Genomic DNA, 17,992 nt, shown 5'->3' on the forward strand with positions numbered 1-17,992 from the left:
TTTGAAAATTGAAGTGGATGTATCCAGTTTGAAGCAGACGGGGAGAAGCTTAAAATCCGCCGCCAACGAAATCGAATATATTCAATCAAGTCTGCAGCGGGCCATGAGTCAATTGACGATGGAAAGCCGCAGGCGTCCCGAAGTGGACAGCACCTTCAGAATGATCAGCCAACGGTTAAGCGAACTCAAAGAAGAAATGGACGAGCTTTCGAATTTCTCGGAACGTAAGGGCGAACAATTTGCCGATGACGATGCATACGGACAGAAAATCGAAACCGGGAAATGGTGGGAAATATTTAAAGCCGGAGCCAGCATGGTTTTGGACTTTGTACCGATCATCGGAAATGCCAAAGGATTGATCGAAGCTGTAACCGGCCGCGATTTGATTACTGGCGATAAGCTTGCCCCGTGGGAGAGAGCGCTCGCAGTAGCTGGTCCGCTTGGCAAAGGTGTTCGTAATACGGCTAAAGTGGTACGTTTCGCCGATGAAGTGGTGGAAGGCGTTACTTTTGTTGCCAAGCATGGCGATGATGTGGCAGGTTTGGCGAAAAAGACCGAGCGTGCGGCGGAAGCGGCTGTTGACATAAAAAGGGCAGAGCAAACTGCCGAAGCGGCCTCCAATGCCAAAAAAGCGGAACATGCGGCTGAGGCGACCGGGGATATGAGAAGGGCAGAGCACGGGGCCCAAACTGCTGGCAGTGGAAAACAAGCTGAGCATGCATCCGTGGCGACCGGGGATATGAGAAAGGCGGAGCATGGGGCCCAAACTGCTGGTAGTGGAAAACAAGGCGAACATGCAGCCGAGGCGAGCGGCGATATGAGAAAGCCGGAGCATTCAGCCAATGCTGCTGGTAGCGGAAAACATGCGGGAGACACGGTTAAATCATCCGAGGGTTTGTCCAAGGATGCGCTTGCAGCTGGACTGGGGGCCGGCGCTGGCGGTGCAGCAGTGGCCACGGGGGCTCATATGTTAGGATCGAGCGCCAAAAAAACGGCTGGAACCGTCAAGAATGCTGCGAGTGAAACTTCGAGAAACGCTACCGAGTTGTCCAAATCCAGTGTTCCAAAAACCGGAGATACAACAAAAGTAAGCTTTACAACGGAAACTAAACAAAGTCAAAATCTAACCAGCCGCAATACGAAAAGCTGTGGGGGCGACCCGATCCATATGGGGACGGGGGATCAATTTATTGACCATACGGCGATCAGATTATACGGCGCCTCTACGTGGCCTTTTATTATGCATTATCATTCAGGGCTGCTTCAGGAAAGCGAAATGGGAGCGGCTTGGACGCATAACTATGCCATGCGTTTAATAAAATCCGGGGAAATGCCATTCGGGAGCGGGAGTCTGACGCTTTATTGGAATGCGGCCAGAAGAAATCGGTACATTCTTGGTGAAGATGGGGTATATCGGACAGAGGATATCGATGCAAAATGGGATGAACTGCATTCGGACGGGGATGGTTATCGGCTCATATGCCGAAAAACGCAAGAGGTGTATGTGTTTTCGAAGGAAGGGATCCTGTTAAAACATATCAATGCGGAAGGCCACACGCTGAAGATCGACCATAATGGAATGGGATATACCGAGCGGCTGACCGATGAAATTACGGGGAGGAGTCTTGATTTTCACTATAACAGTCGCGGACTATTGGCTAAAGTGGAGGACACGGAACGTACCCTTAGCTTCGAATACAATGAACAGAATCAGATGATCCGGTTTACGGACCCGAATGGGCATAGAACCGATATATCATGTGATGCTGAAGGTAGGATCATGTCTACGGTTGTGGAGGGAGAAGTACAGTTCGAGAATACCTTTGACGAACATCATCGAATTGTCGCCCAAAGCAATGGCGAGGGGCATGTTATGCGTTTGGCTTATGACGATGAAATCCTGCCCGGCAGCATAGTAACCATTTTAACGAACGCATTGGGGCATCAAACCAAGTATGTTCACGATGCACGCTGTTTGCTGACAGAAATCGAATACCCGGACGGCAGCAAGATCAACTATACATATAATGAACACGGACAAGAGGAAAGCCGGGTGTACTCGGATGGCAGAGCCGAATACAACCGCTACGACGACCAGGGACGGTTGAATCAGTATACGGATGAGCTGGGACATATCACTTCATTCGATTACAATGAGCGCGGACAGCTTGTCCGGCTTGTGGATGCGGAGCAGCATGAAACGAAATACCATTATGATGAAATGCATCGCTTGGTTCGCGTTACGAGACATGACGGAAGTTACTCGGAAACGGAGTATAACGGGCAAGGTCTCAAATCCTCTTATCGTGATTTTAATGGCGCAATTCGTCAATTTATATATAAGGAAAACGGTGATCTTGAGGCATGGGAGGATGCAGAAGGCCGCCGAACGATGGTGGAACTCGATGGTGCCGGCCGGGTTGCGGTACTTGTAGATGCACTTGGCGGAAGAGCGGTCCGGGAATATGACGGCAATGATAATTTGATTCGAGCACAAAATGCGCTCGGCCATACATGGCAATATGAATATGACGCCAATGACCGCCTGCTCCGAAGCCAACATCCTTCCGGCGGCGAAACCCGATATATCTATACGGCTACGGGGAAACTTGCATCGGTAACGGACCCGCTTCAGCAAACAGCGCAGTATGTTTATGACGAAGAGGATCAGCTGGTAACAGAAATGGATCCGCTAGGGAATAAGACCTCGCTCGAATATGATAAGGTTGGCCGTCTAATTAGCGTTATCGATCCGCTGGACCGTACCACGCAATATCAATACGATGCGGCAGGAAGGCTTCAGGCCGTGATCGATGGGGAAGGGCGCTTGGTTCGGCAGTTAACCTACGACCAGGCAGGAAACCCGATTGCTGTTATGAACGGACTGGGCCATACAACAAGCTATCGTTTCAATCATCTGCATCAGGTTACGGAAGTCATGGATGCGGCAGGGCGAGTTACGCGTTATAAATACGATGAATTATCCCGCCTAACCGAAGTGGTGGAAGCGGAGCAAGCGGTGTATCGTCAGGAATATGACGGGGAAGACAGACAGATCTCCTATACCGATGCGAACCATAACCGTACCGAGCTTCGCTATGATCGTACCGGTTTGCTTACGGAGGAAAAGAACGCGTCGGGGAATGCTATTCTCTTTACGTATGACCTTCGCGGCTTATTGTCTTCCCGGATCAACGGAAGAAAGCAGTCGACAGCTTACAGCTATGACATGGCGGGCCGCCTGACCCGTTTCAAAGACGATGCTGGCGAGATCGCGCTGAACTATGATGAGGATGGTCGCGTCATCTCCCTTGCAGAAGGCGAGTCCGTCTTATCCCGTGTGTACGACAAAGCCGGCCGCTTGATTGCAAGTACTGACACCCTAGGATACACGATCCGCTATGCGTATGATGCCGCCGGGCGTTTGACGATGCTGACCTATCCGGACGGCAAAACGGTTGAGTATCGATACAATGCCGCTGGCGAGATGGTGGAAGTGAAAGATTGGCGTGAACGGCTGACACGATACAGCTATGACCAAAGCGGAAAACTTGTAGAGACCATAAGAGCCAATGGCAGCAGGGAAAAACGAAGATATGATGCTGCCGGTCAATTAACGAAGCTGACCGATCAGACGGCGCTGGGCATGATGCTGCAGCAATTCCGCTTAACCTACAATGAGATCGGGCAGATCATCCAGGAAGAGGACAAGCAATATACGTATGATCGATTGCGTCGTTTAATCAGCGGAGCATACAAGGGAAGAATCCATACCTATCAGTACGATTTAGGTGGCAACCTTACCCAGAGCACAGATACGGAAACAGGCCAAGTTTCTTCATACCAGTATGCTTCAGACAACCGTTTGCAAAGCTTGGGAGACCATCCGGTCGAAATGGATGCCGACGGGAACCTGCTGTACGCCAGCAACGGCGAAAGCATGTCATCGTACGAATATGATGCGCGGAACCGCTTGGTAAAATCAGGAAAGATCAGATATACTTATAACATGCTGGGAACCCGGACCTCAGTGAGCTGGAAAGGAAAAACGACGCAATATGTCGTGGATGACCTTGGAGAGCTGAGCCGTGTTCTGATGGAGCTGGATGAGCAGGGCAAGCCGATAGCGTATTATGTATACGGCTTAGGCCTGATCGGACGTGAAGACGCCGCCGGCAACTATGCAAGCTACCACAGCGATATCCGCGGCAGCACCACGCTGCTGACTGATGAACAGTGCCGTGTGACCGACCGGTACACCTACGGAATCTATGGTGAGATAGAACACCATGAAGGCCATACCCGCCAGCCTTTCCAATACAATGGCCGAGACGGTGTCATGACGGACCCGAATGGGCTGTATTATATGCGTGCACGTTATTACGATCCGGCGCTTAAACGTTTCCTGAACCGTGACGTGATCCAAGGGGATCTAACGGATGGCCAGACCCTGAACCGTTATGCGTATGTAAACGGAGATCCGGTGAGTTATGTGGATCCGTTGGGGTTGTTTAAGTGTCCGACTGAGGGGACGGGTGAAGGTCTTACAAGAAGTACGGGGCGTTCTACTGGTTCTATAGACCCTGTTAAATTTGATAGGATGAAAAAGGCATTTGAAAAACAAGGAGGAGTAATTGACCAGTCCGACGAGGCAATAAGGTATTTAGATTACCGTGGGGCAGAGGCTGTCACTTGGAATGAGAAAACAATACAATTAAGGCAGAATCCAACGACTTCTGCGGTATTTGAAGAATTCATTCATACTGCACAATACAGAGCAGGGAAAATACCCGACCAAACGCCAAGAACAGTGCTCACCGTGGAAATTGAAGCCGCCGAAAAACTCATAAATTACAGAAAAGCGTATGGGATTCCAAATGTTGAGACAAGAGCTACGATTGAGAGATTGAGAAGAATGAGACAAGAATTAGATGAACTAGGGAAATGACGAGGTGAGAATATGTTTTCAATTGAGGTCAAAACAGCTTTCTATATCAGGGTTGCCAATATAGTTGCTATTGAAGGAAAACCAAATGGAAATCTTCAGGGGAAAGTTCTACATGATGAAACCGACAATTCAAAATCTTATTTTGTAAAAGGGGTTGCACTGGTTAATAGGCAGGAATACATTAGCCCTACAGAATCCATAACTATTCAATTAGAGCCAGGCGACTATATTGCTGAGGATTTAATAGGAAAGAGATTAGTAAGCTACGATTAACAACCGATTGCCCCGTTTGCTACTAACGGGGCTTTTTCTGTCGGGCGGCTACCCAGTGCCGAATGAACCCACCATTCAACGAATAACACATATAACCCATGTAATACCCGTATGAAGATTTCACCATTTCTATTTGTACGCACATCAATGCTTTAATTTTATAACCTAATAATGCTGTTGCGTTGCAATGAATAGGTCGATTTTGGTCAGTTACCACCATGATTGACCTGTTTTTTGTTATGTTTGATTTCTTGCAGGTTTTTCAAAAATCATCGCAACTGTAGAATATCCTACAGCGATAGGTAATATATCGCATCTTCTAGGATGGATAGCACGATAATTAATAGTAGGAGAGATTGATACAACATTCTTTATTTTGTCTGCAACAGAATGGCATGTTATGGCGATTGTTACTGTGAAGAAAATAACTGGATATAGAACAGGCAGGGAACGTATAAGGCTAGCCACCTGCCCTCTAATTAAGCCCGAAATCCATGAAAAATTCGGGAGGGATGGCATATGAAAGGGGAAACGGTATCCATAGACCATATGGTCATTGACTTTATAGACGTGTACTGGGACTTCTTCAATGAGTTCCATAAACGAATCTGTCATTTCTACGGGGTCGAGATGACGGTTGGCAGGAAGGCTTCAGGCCGTGATCGACGGGGAAGACAAACAGATTTCCTATAATAAAATTTCAAAGGCTTATTCCAACTTGCATTTAGGGGAGGAATAAGCTTTTTCCGTATCTCAACATTCAGAAGATTGAAAATTCAACTGATGTGCATTAGCAAATCGCAAGCAAAATAATACCTCTTCGGCCGAAAAAAATCCGTCAGCAGGTGGAAGACAATTCTAATTGTGAATGATAATCAATATCAAATAGGCTGTGTAGTTAGGATTAGGAGGAATCAAGATGCAGAAAGAAATGAATCCGTGTTATGATGTGACGATTATCGGCGGGGGGCCGACAGGACTTTTTGCCGCTTTTTATGCAGGAATGCGGGATATGAAGACAAAGGTGATCGAGGCCGCGCCGTATCTCGGAGGAAAGCTGCCTTACTATCGCGAGAAATTTTTGTATGACATCGGCGGTATCGAGGCTATCACGGCAGAGGATCTCACGAAAGAGCTGGAAGCGCAGGCCCGTACATTCGATCCGACCATCGTGTTATCCCAGCTTATTGAGACCATGGAACGTCTTGATGACGGTACCTTCCGTTTAACGAGCCAAACCGGGGAAGTGCATCTGACGCACACCGTATTGGTGGCTGCCGGAGGAGGGACGCTGGTAGCGGAGAAGTTGGACTTGCCCAATGCCCGGCAATATGAAGGACGTCATCTGCATTATAAAGCTGAGAGCCTGGAGCAATTCCGCAATAAAAGAGTATTGATCTCCGGTGGAGGGGATTCGGCAGTCGATTGGGCCATCGCGCTGGCATCCATCGCCGAATCCGTTACCATCGTGCATCGCAGAGACGAGTTTCGTGCCCATGAAGGCAATGTGGCCCAGATGAGGAATACTTCGGTGCATATCATGACTTCTTCGCTGTTATGCGGGATTCACGGAGATCAAGAACGCATCTATGAAGTAACGATTGAACATTTCGATTCGGGTGAAATCTCGGTGCTTGAGATCGATGAGATTCTTGTCTGCCACGGCGTTAAACCGGATTTAGGGGAAATCAAACACTGGGGTCTGAAAATTGAACGGGGGCGCGTTATTGTTGACGCGTGGATGCAGACATCCATTCCGGGAATTTTCGCTGCCGGAGATGTCGCAGAATACCCGGGCAAGCTGCCGGGGCTTATCGCGGGAGGGTTCATGGAAGGCCCTGCAGCCATCAACCGTGCAAAAGCGTATTTGGAGCCCTATGAGGATATAAAGCCGATCTGGTCGACGGGTCATCCCAAGCTGATGGCCATTCACGGCGAGTCGTAATGAAGCAGCGGATCATAAACGAATATTTAGCTGGCAGATGACTGTTAGTCAGTCGGCAGCCAGTATAACACATAGATATGAATAAAGAGCGGCGGCTGCAGGAAAATCCTGTAGAAGCCGCTTTTCTGTTCACAGCAATGAGCATATGGGAAGATGCGTAATATGATCTATATAAGTTGAACTAAAGAAAAGGTTAAGGAATAGGCAAGAGGGTTCAGTATTCTAAAGAAGGATCATTTTAGAATATTGAACCTAGGGGAAAGATTTACGGAGAAGCTGAAAGCTTTTTGAAAAAAAGCTGCTTCGGAAGCCTATGCTGCGTTCGCCTAAAAGCTTTCCGTAGGAAAGCTAGCATCGTAAGCATATGCTTTGTGAGCGGATTTCGACCATGAATGAGATAAAATCATAGAAATCTGGGAGCAACAGCGATCGAAAGAACATTCCACCCGGCTGCCTTCATCCGTACCAATTCATTGGTTCAACTTATATAGCTGGGAAAATTTATTTCGTTATTACCCTCCTTTTTGAGCAGATATGGCATCCAGTTGATAATGATTCTCACTGGTGTTACGATGGAATCGACAGACAAAGAGCATAACGCGCCAGTGGGTTTATGGATCAAGGAGGAGCCATTTAATGGAACAAAAAATTCGATCGCAGCATATCCACGGGTATTTTGACGGGCTCTCCGCTTATCTGAATAAAAATGATACACAGCCGGGGGAGGAGCGGCTTGTGCTTTCGCCATTTCTGGGAACAGGCGTCATTTCCCGCCTGAAAATCAGGCAGGGCATTGAGGTTATCGTATCCGACATGACTTTGGAGGAAGACTGGGATCAGGTTATTCACGAGGACCGGGTATTTGAGATTAATTATTGTTTCAGCGGCCGCACGGACTGCTTGTTCAAGGGAAACCGTTTTTCCACCGGCATTCATTCCGGTAATGTGTATTCGGTGGAAGATAGCGAAATCCGGTTGTTCAGGAGATCCAAAGAGAGATATCGGGGGCTTGAGATCCGGATGACACCGGAACAGGTATTGCGCTACTTTAAAGGTGATGAGGCATGCGTGAAGGGGTGGCTTAAAGACCAGGCGGGACGGATCAGCCCGTTGATGAACTCCCTGCCCTTGCAGCGGGCCATGCATGAAATGCTCTGTTCCCCGTACCATGGATCGTTGAAAAAGCTTCACATGGAAAGCAAAATTATGGAGATCATATTACTGGTATTGGAAAAATATACGATGGGGAAGGATCAGTTCCCTGGTTCTTGGATGAAAAAGCAGGATATTGAGAAACTTTATGCTGCCAGACAAATTATCGCAGGGCGGCTGGAAAATCCGCTATCGCTGAAAGAACTGGCAAGGGCTGCCGAATTAAACGAATTCAAGCTGAAGAAGGGCTTCAAGGAGCTGTTTGGCATGACAGTGTTCGCATACGTCCGGGATCAACGTCTGGAGAAAGGAGCCTATTTGATGCAGGCTGAACAGATGAATGTGGGCGAGGCCGCGGCGGCCGTCGGATACAGTAATCCAAGCAATTTTTCCGCCGCCTTTCATAAGAAAAACGTCTATCGACGTACTTTCTAGGAAGACAGACCGCATTTAGCGGATGTTTTTCTTGCGATTATAGGATTTCTTAAGCTCCGCTTAAAATTTATAAATTCTATAATCTTAAAAAATACGGCTGCAAGCCAATTCAATATGTGAAGTCAAAGAAGCCGTAAAATTGGTTTTCCAGGTTTGATACCTTATTAGGGAAATACCCAAATCAAGAATAATTTTATTGACAATAAATTAGTTAGTTGCCATACTACATGTATGAGAAATGGAAAAAAGACGATGCCAACCCATGCCACTACGCCTACGATTCAACAAATTGAACGGCAAATTCAAAGTTATCACATGGATGTCGATGCACAGGCGGTGCTTGTCGCAGCCCGATTGGTTGCGGCCGGAGGGCAAATTAGCCAGGCTGCCGAGATTCATTTTTCCAGGTTCGGATTATCTACGGGGCGCTACCGCTTATTGGCGGATCTCGAAGATCATGAAGGGGAGTTATTGCCTTCGCAGCTGGCCGAGCATCTAGGGGTGACGCGTGCTACCGTGACGGGACTTATCGATAATCTGGAGCGGGATGGGCTTGTGTCCAGGCGGATGAGCGCTGAAGACGGACGCCAAAGATCGGTCGTTTTGACTGAATCGGGAACAACAAAACTGCGTGAGATGGCAAATGAGCATTACGAACGTTTGGAAGCGATGGTTCGTTTGCTTAGCATCGAGGAGCGCAGTGTGTTTCTGGATCTTCTTGATCGTGTAACGCAAGGAATTTCGGCTTTGACGGATGATTAATTCAGTTCACAAAAAGAATCCTTAGGCAAAGGAGGAGAGCGGGCTAGTTCAACTAGCCCATTTTAATCCGTGAATAGTTAGTTGCCTTACTTTCGCCGGCAGCCGCGTACGATGGATGCTTTGCTGCAGGAGAATATCGGATTTTTTAAGATATAAGACTTCCATGCCGCTTCGCGGCACCACTGATGGATGAAAATTTTGTCCATACTGCTACTATGGCTGGCGAAGGTAGGTCGTACTTTCTTGGTGTCTCGAACCCGTATATAAGACGGACCACAACGACCCGGTGCATCGCAGATTGTTGCTCCTTCGGGAAGCACGCAGGGCAGAATAACCCTTTTTGGTAGTTGCACCAGCCTTAAAATCACCCAGTCGTAAGGAGAAGTACGTATGGAAGTGTTAATCGAACGTTGCTGCGGTCTGGATGTTCACAAGAAGAGCATCACCGCCTGCATTATCACCCCTCAAGGAAAGGAGATTCGAACATTTGCTACAATGACCCGAAACCTGATTGAATTGGTAGACTGGGTCAAACAACACCGTTGCACCCATGTCGCGATGGAAAGCACCGGAGACTACTGGAAACCGATATATAACCTGTTGGAATTGGAAGAACTCAAGCCCATGGTCGTGAATGCGCAACATATTAAATCTGTCCCTGGACGTAAAACGGATGTCAAGGATGCTGAATGGATTGCCAAGCTGCTGCGGCATGGTTTGGTGCAAGGAAGCTATATTCCGGACCGAGATCAAAGGGAACTGCGAGAGGTGATTCGTTACCGGCGAAGCATTATTGAAGAACGAACGCGTGAAGCGAATCGGCTTCAAAAGGTGCTCGAAGGCGGCAACATCAAGCTATCCTCAGTCGCTTCCAACGTACTCGGGGTTTCCGGACGAAACATGTTGGAAGCCATAATTAACGGTGAAACCGATGTTTCTGTCTTGGCCGATTTCGCCCAAAAGAAACTAAAGCTGAAGAAAGAACAGTTGAAACTGGCGCTGGAAGGGCGACTTGGCCCTCATCAACTGCTCATGATCGAGAAGCAGCTCGCCCATATCGATTATCTGAACGAATTGATCACCGAATTGGATACAGAAATCGATAAACGTATGGACCCTTTTGCTGAGGACCTGAAGTTATTGGATTCGATCCCCGGTGTCGGTAAACGAACTGCCGAACAAATCTTGGCAGAGATCGGTACGGACATGTCGCGGTTTCCAACCCCTGGCCATTTATGTTCCTGGGCAGGGATGACTCCAGGTCACGATGAAAGCGCGGGGAAGAAAAGGTCAGCCAAAACACGAAAAGGAAACAAAAAACTGCGAAGTGCCCTAACTGAGGCGGCGCGGGCGGTGACACGTAAAAAAAATTCGTACCTGGCAGCCCAGTATCATCGTATTGCTGCACGACGCGGAAAAAATAGAGCCGCAGTCGCCGTAGGACATACCATTCTAACGATCGTACATATCTTGTTAACGCGAAAACAAGAATATGTGGAGCTTGGCTTTGATTACTTTGATAAGCGAAAGCGTGACATCTTGATTAACAACTCGATTAAGAGACTAGAGTCCCTTGGACTTACAGTCAGCATTCAAGAACAAACGGCTTAAGCGGTTCAAACCCATTTTTTAAAAAAGCAAGTTACTGGGGTTAGTTTCGTATTGCCAAAAACGGCTTTTCTAACGATACTACGAGCTGATAATTTTCAGGGCAGAAAGTATAAACTTCGGAGATCTCGCATCCTTAATATCGCAAGAAAAATTACCGCTAAACGCGGTCTGTCTTCTATGAGAGTACGTCGATAGACGTTTTTCTTAAGAAATAATCTTCAAAAAAGCTACGGCATCGGGCCGTAGCTTTTTATCCATAGGAGGGGAATACTAGGTATCATGGCACTATTCTAAAAAATCTGCTTTCATTCTTACTTATGTGTTTAAGCTAACCCGGTAAATGTACCGTAGATCAGGAAGACGTTCAGCAGCGACAAAACAATGGCGATGATCCATGATAAATATTTGACCCAAGCCGGGTTGGCGAATTCGCCCATCCGTTTTTTGTCGCTTGTAAAAATGGTTAACGGAATGATGGCAAACGGCAATTGCACGCTCAGGAATACTTGCGTATAAAGCAGCAGCTGTTCGACCGCATTTTCACGTCCGCCGTAAATGATCACGCAGATAATAACGGGAATGACGGCGAGGAGCCGTGTAATGATTCTGCGCACCCATCCAGGCATTTTCATCCGGATAAAGCCTTCCATGACGATTTGGCCGGACAAAGTTCCTGTAATGGTAGAGTTCTGGCCCGAAGCCAGCAGGGCGACGGCAAACAATGTGCTTAACACCGGGCTTGCGATGGCCCCGACGATGGCATTGTCGGCAAGCGCGTTATACAAATCCGTGAACCGTCCGAGATCGCTGGTTGTACCGAAGAACATGGCGGCCCCGAGCACAAGCAGCAAGCAGTTGATGACGAATGCGACGCTAAGCTGAATGTTGGAGTCAATGGTTGCAAAACGGACAGCTTCCTTTTTGCCTTCATAGCTGCGCTCGTACTGGCGTGTTTGAACGATGGATGAGTGCAGATACAAGTTATGAGGCATAACGGTCGCACCTACGATCCCGAGAGCGATCAGCAGCATGCCGTTATTGGTTGCGATTTCCGGGCTTGGAATAAATCCTTTAAGCATCGGCCCGATACTTGGAGTAGATAAGATCACTTCGTACAAAAACACGATAAAGATGGTTGCGATCAAGGTGGCGACAATGGCTTCGATTTTCCGGAATCCGACTTTAGCCAGCAATAATAACAGAAGTACGTCTAAAGTCGTAATCAATACGCCGACAAGGAGCGGGATTTTAAATAAAAGCTGCAGCGCAACCGCGCCCCCGATAACTTCGGCGATATCGGTCGCCATGATGGCGAGTTCGGTCAGAATCCATAAAACAATGGCAACGGGTTTGCTGGTGGCTTGGCGTGTCGCCTGGGCCAAGTCCATGCCGGTTACGATCCCCAGCTTGGCGCACATGCTTTGAAGCAGCATGGCGATTAAACTCGAAAGAAGAATGACGCTAAGCAGGGTATACCCGAATTGCGCCCCGCCCTGAATGGATGTGACCCAGTTCCCCGGATCCATATAACCGACGGCGACCAAAGCGCCTGGACCGCTGTATGCGGCTAGTTTTTTCCAGAATCCTGCGTTTTTGGGCAGCGACACTGTGTTATTGATCTCCTCAAGACTCAAACCGTTCGCATGGGAGAACACTTGTTGTTTATGCTGAGATGTCTCTTTGATAGTTGTTAAATTCCCCATAATAGATCCCTTCAATCAATTGTAGATTAATTACCTGTTGATCATATTTTGCATCAAGGAAACATTCTTGTCAATGGTAAATGTATTTACTCGCGCACAAATTAATTGTCCGAGTACAAGTTTCAGAAAGGAAACAATGCCGAATCGGGATATAGTATGCAAAGAAGAGGGCGAGTGCCTATTGAAGGACGGTATGATTGGCGTGATCGCGCAAAAAAAAATGCGGGAACGGGTCCGCATTACGCCTGCTACCACTGATGTGCCGTTCTCGGAAAAGCGGTAGGATATGGCGTGAGAACTCCATATTGAAGCAAAGGAGCTGTGGTTATGCGAGATTTTGCCGCCCGCTTGTTCATAAAGCCCTGTGGGCTGTTGAGCGCCATATTCGTCGCGTGCTTGCTGATGCCGCCGGCAGCTTACGCATCCGAATCCGGACGACAGCCGGAAGGCCCCCAGGATGCTCATGAGGTTGAAACCTTCATGGATAATTTTTTCAAGCGGGAAGACATCAAAAAGACGCTTGCAGGTGCTGTCGTCACCGTCGTCCAGGGAGATAAGCGGCTGCTTGCAAAAGGGTACGGTTTTTCCGATAAAAAGCGCCGCGAGCCGGTCGACCCGGACAAAACGCTGTTTCGCCTGGCTTCGATCTCCAAAACCTTTACGGCTACGGCCGTCATGCAGTTGGCGGAAGAAAATAAGATCGATCTGGACAGCGATATCGGCATGTATTTAAAAGCAATGACCATTCCCAATCGGACCGGTGGGCCGCTGACACTGAAACATCTGATGACGCATTCCAGCGGTTTTGACCGGACGGAGGCAGATGCGGATGAAGGCGACCCGCAGGAGGTTTATCCGCTGGAAACATTTATCAAAGACAATATCCCGACCATTGTCCGCAAACCCGGGGAGGCGTTCCGGTACGACAATTACGCGTTTGATCTGATGGGTTATATCGTCCAAAACGTGGCGGGAAAGCCTTTCGAAAATGCTGTAGAGGATCGTATATTCAAACCGCTCGGGATGAGGAACAGCTATTTCGCATTAACTCCCGATATTGAGAAACGTCTTGCGACTCCTTATGACGGCGAAGGCAAGCCGCTTCCTCAATATGCCACGTTGCCAAACAATTCGCCTGACGGCGGGCTGATCTCCACGGGCTCGGATATGGCCCGGTTCATGATTGCGGAGCTGAATAACGGTCAAGAAGGCCGGACTTCCATTCTGAAAAAGAAATCGCTGCAGGAAATGCAGCGGCTCGGATTTTCGATCCATCCGGATATCCCCGGGGTTGGGTACGGTTTCGAATCGTCGTATCCAGATCTCGCGAGTGGAGAATACGTCATCGACAAAAGCGGCGCTTCCTCCGGATTCCAATCGCATTTTTGGCTGCTGCCGGACAGGAAAACCGGACTTTTTATTGCCCTGAACAGCGTGCAAAATGCCAGAACACTGCAAAGGGAGCTATTCCGGAGCTTCATGGATCATTATTTCCCGCGTTCCCATCAAGCGGAATCCCTCGAACCTGCTATTCGCCAATCCAAGGAGCAGCTTGCGCGTTTGGAAGGAAATTACCGCGATTTGCGGATACCGATGTGGCATTATTCGATTTCTGCGGAAGACGGGGGGATTATGGTCACCGATGCTTACGGCGTTCACCGCCTGACTCCGTTGAAGGAATTGCTGTTTGTCGACGGGGAAGGGAGAAAAGCCGCTTTTAAGGAAAACGAACGGGGAGACATCGTGTATTTTTCTTACAACAAAGCGGACAGCTGGTCGGAGAAATTGCCCGAAGCGAAGCGGTTTATCGATGTACCGGAGGACCATCCTTATGCGAAATTCATCGAATACGTTCAGCAGCAAGGCATGCTTGCCAAAGAAGACAACCAGAGGTTTTTCCCGGATCAGCCCATCACGCGCGCCCAATTTATCGGACAACTGATGGCTTTATCCGGACTGCCCCTTTCCGAGTCGCCTGCGGCTTTCCGGGATTCCGCCGATAGCCCGTATGCGGCCGAGATTCAGACGGCTTTGGAAATGGGACTCGTAAACGGAACGAAGGAGCGGCGGTTCGAACCCGACCGGTTTATCGCCCGCCAGGAAGCGGCGGTTATCATGTCGCGCGCTCTGCTGCTCCAATTCGGTTCGGCCGGAGCAGCTGCGCAAACAGCAGAGCTTATGAGCGGAACCGACCCATGGGCTTTGGCAGGCGTGGAAACGGTTGTAGCCCGTGGATATTTTGGGCCAGAAGTGGCTAGGAATGAAAATGGAAAGGTGGATTACCGCCCCAAACAACCGATGCTGCGCCAGGAAGCAGCCGCGATGTTCTACCATTTTCCCTGATCATTTGATCATGCTTGAACGGAGCAAAAACGGCCCCAGCACCGTATTTTGCTCTTGTTTTTTGGGATCCATGTTATACTTGGCTTGGGTGATGGTGGAAAATGAACGGGAAAATCGTTCGCCGGTTTAAACCTAAAATAAGCCTTCTGATTGCCGTATCGATGATCGGTTATGCCCTCTTGGCATTTTACATTCATTATATGTCGATAAAATCCCCATTCATCGGCATACATGTCCGGCAAGAGTCTGGGTCCGGCTTTAGCGTTGACTTTTTGGAGGAAAGAGGAAAGGCCGGAGATTGGGATATTGAGCCAGGTGACCGTATTTTGTCCATCAAAGGCGCTCCTCATCCGAAGCTGCTGGATACCGGAAACGGACAATTGCTGAGCAAAGCAGACCTCGTCGTCGTAAGGAAAATGAACGGAACGAGGCTCGAATTCGGCAATGCCGTTTCTTCGGGCGATATTATTCAAACGATATTTTCCGTCTTGGTAGAGCTGACCCTGCTTGGAATCGGGTGTTATGCCGTCCTGCTCATGCCGGAGTCGCGGATCATGCGCCTGTTTTATATCCTGAACTGGACGATGGCGCTGAGTATTCTGACGCAATTTTCTTATGAGCACAGCCTATCCGAGATTTTAATTTCTTTTATTTCCGTCTGGATGCCGTATCTGCTTCTTTCCTTCTATCTATCCTTCGTATTCCGCACCACTTACAGCCGATTCAAGAGGTTTTTGCTGCTTTATAAGGGGTATTCGGCCTTGTTTTCCGCATGGATTGCATATTCGATTATGATGGAGCTCGACATGGATAAATGGGCAGTGGATTTAATGAATTTTACCGTGGTTGCAGCGCTGTTTGCGCTTGCGTACATCACGCTCGCTTATTGGAAAGAGTTCGAGCGCATCGAGAAAAACCAGCTGCGTGTCCTTATCGGCGGGCTTTTTCTAAGTCTGCTGCCGTATATGTTCCTGTACGCCGTTCCGGTGCTGATCGGTGGGGATTATGTCATCCCCGTCCAGTTTACGCTTATTGGGCTCGTTCCCTTTTCGTGTACAATCATGTATCTCCTGACTGCGCGAAGCATGATTGCTGCTCCGGTTGATCTGCCGCGCCTGGTCATCCACTGTTTTTATGCGGGAACGGTTTTCGTATTGTTTTTCTTTGCTTCCAAGGGAGGAGGGATCCTTTCAACATGCTTGCTTTTTATCGTGTTCGTCCTTGCCACCTGGGCGCATCTGCAAGTTTTGCGAAGATTTCCGCGTCGAACCGAGAAACGGGCTGAGTGGCTCGAAAGGCAAAGACGGCTGTTGTCGCTGCAGGTCGCGAATAAGAAGCATGGAAAAACGTTATCCGGGTTGGACTCGGAGAGGCGGATCAGCGACCTGGCTTCGGACAGCCGCAACCTGCTTGAGGCCCAGCAATCGGAACGGATGCGCATCACGTACTTTTTGCATGACCATCTCCTGCAGAATTTGATATTTTTGTCGCGGGATCTGGAAGAGCTGCATGACACGGGTCTGGCGGAACAAGAACGGGTCGCTGTCTGGCTCAAATGCCTTTATGACTCGCAGCGGGATATCCGGACCATGTGCGACGACATTTATCCGCATATTATCGAACAAGGAGACCTGAAAGAAGCGCTGCAGTGGTTGATTCGAACCATGCGGCAAAAAGGGGACATCGCAATGGAGCTGGTCTACGAACTTCCTCCCGGGGAGCCGAAAGACGAATGGATCAAAACCAATCTATTCCGCGTGGTCCGCGAATTCGTGCACAATGTGTTCAAACATTCCCGCGCTTCGGAGATGAGCGTCCGTCTGTGGCCGGAACGGCATGGAATTTGCTGCAGCGTCCGCGATAATGGCATCGGATTCGACATCGATTCGGTTTTAGCGCCTTCGCCGGCAGCGAAGAAAAGCTTCGGTCTCTTGTCGGCTTACAGCCAGATCCGCTATTTAGGCGGGGATGCGGATATTCAATCGGCGCCAGGGGAAGGAACGGTTATTAAGATTTATTTGCCGCTTGGAAAGGAGGAGGAACTTCATGCCTGATAAAACAAGGGTTGTTCTTCTTGACGATCATCCGCTTGTACTGGAAGGACTTAAGAACAGGCTGGAAAAAGAAGCTGATATTGAGGTTCCCAGAACATTCGGCGATCCCCGTGATCTGCTTGACAATATAGACGCCTGCAGGGCTGACGTTATCGTGATGGATGTTTCCATGCCGCATATGAACGGGTTCGAGCTTGGAAAGAAATTAAAGGAGCGTTACGGCCATTCCATCAAAATTATCATTTTATCCGGCTACACCTATGAGGAATTCTACAATAAAGCCTATGAAATCGAGGCGCATGCTTATCTGTCCAAACAAAGCACATACGCCCAAATCATTAATGCCATTAAGCAAAGCATGATGGGGCATATTCTTGTGCCGGAGAAGGCCATCGCCAAATCAAAGTATCTTCTTACGCCTGTAGAGCGGAAGGTTCTTCAAAAAATAGCTGAGGAAAAAACAAACAGGGAAATCGCCAAGGAACTTGCCATGAGCCAGCGTACGGTTGAATACCATATGACATCGATCAATCAGAAACTCGGCGTGAAATCGCGCATCGGGGCGGTGGCCAAAGGCTACGAGTCAGGTTTGCTTGGTTCTTTGCGTACTCAGGATGATGAATAGCATTTGGATGAGGATTTGTAAAATCCTGAGAAAATAAATGCCAGGCAAATATAAGAACGGCAGCGGACGTGATGAGGTTCGTGCCGTTCTTTTTTGCTTACGGATAGAAATCGCGGCATCTGAAGGCCATTCAGCTCGCTT

Annotated in this window: 10 protein-coding genes; 9 read left to right on the plus strand and 1 reads right to left on the minus strand. The window is 48.6% G+C overall.

The window, feature by feature from the left end; all coding sequences use genetic code 11:
• Position 1 precedes the first annotated feature (1 nt).
• From L6442_RS03640 to L6442_RS03665, 6 genes are all read left to right on the plus strand, one after another.
• A complete protein-coding gene (locus L6442_RS03640) occupies positions 2–4,948 on the plus strand; it encodes an RHS repeat-associated core domain-containing protein (protein WP_212981555.1) in 4,947 nt (1,648 codons plus the stop codon).
• A 12-nt stretch (positions 4,949–4,960) separates the two neighbouring features.
• Complete coding sequence (locus L6442_RS03645) at positions 4,961–5,221, plus strand: hypothetical protein (RefSeq protein WP_212981554.1); 261 nt, start codon at positions 4,961–4,963, stop codon at positions 5,219–5,221.
• Positions 5,222–6,140: 919 nt separating this feature from the next.
• Positions 6,141–7,166: an NAD(P)/FAD-dependent oxidoreductase gene (locus tag L6442_RS03650; RefSeq protein WP_194233599.1), complete on the plus strand. Its 1,026-nt coding sequence runs from the start codon at positions 6,141–6,143 to the stop codon at positions 7,164–7,166.
• 636 nt (positions 7,167–7,802) lie between these two features.
• Positions 7,803–8,753, plus strand: a complete 951-nt coding sequence (locus L6442_RS03655) for a helix-turn-helix transcriptional regulator (RefSeq protein ID WP_212981553.1) — start codon at positions 7,803–7,805, stop codon at positions 8,751–8,753.
• 252 nt (positions 8,754–9,005) lie between these two features.
• Entirely contained in the window at positions 9,006–9,515 is a 510-nt protein-coding gene (locus tag L6442_RS03660; protein WP_237100199.1) for a MarR family winged helix-turn-helix transcriptional regulator, read from the plus strand.
• A gap of 390 nt (positions 9,516–9,905) precedes the next feature.
• On the plus strand, positions 9,906–11,126 hold the full coding sequence (locus L6442_RS03665; RefSeq protein ID WP_237100167.1) for an IS110 family RNA-guided transposase: 1,221 nt from the start codon (positions 9,906–9,908) through the stop codon (positions 11,124–11,126).
• Positions 11,127–11,449: 323 nt separating this feature from the next.
• Here the strand turns inward: L6442_RS03665 and L6442_RS03670 are convergent, their stop codons facing one another.
• Entirely contained in the window at positions 11,450–12,829 is a 1,380-nt protein-coding gene (locus L6442_RS03670) for an Nramp family divalent metal transporter (protein ID WP_212980300.1), read from the minus strand.
• Between the two features lie 327 nt (positions 12,830–13,156).
• Between L6442_RS03670 and L6442_RS03675 the strand changes: the two genes are divergently transcribed.
• The 3 genes from L6442_RS03675 to L6442_RS03685 all read left to right on the plus strand — a co-directional run bounded on the left by L6442_RS03675 (position 13,157) and on the right by L6442_RS03685 (position 17,851).
• The gene (locus L6442_RS03675; RefSeq protein WP_212980299.1) at positions 13,157–15,172 is read left to right on the plus strand and encodes a serine hydrolase domain-containing protein; all 2,016 of its coding nucleotides are present in this window, start codon (positions 13,157–13,159) and stop codon (positions 15,170–15,172) included.
• 101 nt (positions 15,173–15,273) lie between these two features.
• Entirely contained in the window at positions 15,274–17,226 is a 1,953-nt protein-coding gene (locus L6442_RS03680; RefSeq protein ID WP_212980298.1) for a sensor histidine kinase, read from the plus strand.
• A complete protein-coding gene (locus tag L6442_RS03685; RefSeq protein ID WP_212980297.1) occupies positions 17,219–17,851 on the plus strand; it encodes a response regulator transcription factor in 633 nt (210 codons plus the stop codon). Before L6442_RS03680 ends, L6442_RS03685 begins: the two co-directional genes overlap by 8 nt.
• Positions 17,852–17,992 lie beyond the last annotated feature (141 nt).

Origin of the sequence: Paenibacillus azoreducens (assembly GCF_021654775.1) — a bacterium.
GTDB lineage: Bacteria > Bacillota > Bacilli > Paenibacillales > Paenibacillaceae > Paenibacillus_AQ > Paenibacillus_AQ azoreducens.

What these genes read in the sequence shown, in the direction of transcription:
- L6442_RS03670 (WP_212980300.1), bottom strand. Translation starts at nt 12,829, where the DNA reads ATGGGGAATTTAACAACTATCAAAGAGACATCTCAGCATAAACAACAA.
- L6442_RS03665 (WP_237100167.1), top strand. Translation starts at nt 9,906, where the DNA reads ATGGAAGTGTTAATCGAACGTTGCTGCGGTCTGGATGTTCACAAGAAG.
- L6442_RS03650 (WP_194233599.1), top strand. Translation starts at nt 6,141, where the DNA reads ATGCAGAAAGAAATGAATCCGTGTTATGATGTGACGATTATCGGCGGG.
- L6442_RS03645 (WP_212981554.1), top strand. Translation starts at nt 4,961, where the DNA reads ATGTTTTCAATTGAGGTCAAAACAGCTTTCTATATCAGGGTTGCCAAT.
- L6442_RS03680 (WP_212980298.1), top strand. Translation starts at nt 15,274, where the DNA reads ATGAACGGGAAAATCGTTCGCCGGTTTAAACCTAAAATAAGCCTTCTG.
- L6442_RS03685 (WP_212980297.1), top strand. Translation starts at nt 17,219, where the DNA reads ATGCCTGATAAAACAAGGGTTGTTCTTCTTGACGATCATCCGCTTGTA.
- L6442_RS03660 (WP_237100199.1), top strand. Translation starts at nt 9,006, where the DNA reads ATGCCAACCCATGCCACTACGCCTACGATTCAACAAATTGAACGGCAA.
- L6442_RS03675 (WP_212980299.1), top strand. Translation starts at nt 13,157, where the DNA reads ATGCGAGATTTTGCCGCCCGCTTGTTCATAAAGCCCTGTGGGCTGTTG.
- L6442_RS03655 (WP_212981553.1), top strand. Translation starts at nt 7,803, where the DNA reads ATGGAACAAAAAATTCGATCGCAGCATATCCACGGGTATTTTGACGGG.